At 58.1% G+C, this 563-nt stretch carries 1 protein-coding gene; it reads left to right on the top strand.

Translation table 11 applies throughout. The annotated features are described in order from the left end of the window. A partial coding sequence (locus CXQ94_RS21805) for a GNAT family N-acetyltransferase (protein WP_146070424.1) occupies window positions 1–234 on the top strand: 234 nt, incomplete at its 5' end. Window positions 235–563 lie beyond the last annotated feature (329 nt).

The following is a 563-nucleotide window of genomic DNA, read 5'->3' as shown; positions in this document are numbered from 1 at the left end:
ACCGGACAGGGCATCGCAACCGGTGCCCTGTCCGAGTTGATCCGCTTGGCCTTCACAGAGCTGAACCTGCACCGCCTACAGGGGGAGACTCTGGTGGACAACCGGGCATCCCAACACGTTCTCGCACGCTGCGGCTTCATTCACTACGGCACCGCGCCAAGCTACCTTCGCATCCAAGGGCGGTGGCAGACGCACGAGCTGTACCAGCTGACTAACGACCACTGGAGAGAATAAGCCCCCCACAAGAACCGGGGGGCAACAATCTCCTGTGCTGATGAGCGAATTGCACGATGGAGCGAAGGCGGCGTATCCATGCAACGAAGCATCGTATGCGACGAGCAATCAGAGTGACTTCAGACAACATTCACTGATGCCACCCTTCAATGAACTTCCACCCGGGTTTGCAAACCGGCAAGCGCACTGATTCACCATTGGAACAATCACCGTAAGTGGTATGTCCGGAATGCAGTTTTGGAGCGTCCCATAAGCCGGTCGACTTCCGGGGCGCTAGACCTTGGATCTCGGAAGTGAAGAGGAAGCGCCCGGCTGTCTCGCAGGGGAAC

Source organism: Arthrobacter sp. GMC3 (assembly GCF_002929305.1).
In the GTDB taxonomy this organism is placed as follows: Bacteria; Actinomycetota; Actinomycetes; order Actinomycetales; family Micrococcaceae; genus Specibacter.
Note: the sequence above shows the minus strand (reverse complement) of the source record. Positions and strands in the feature narration are given on the sequence as shown.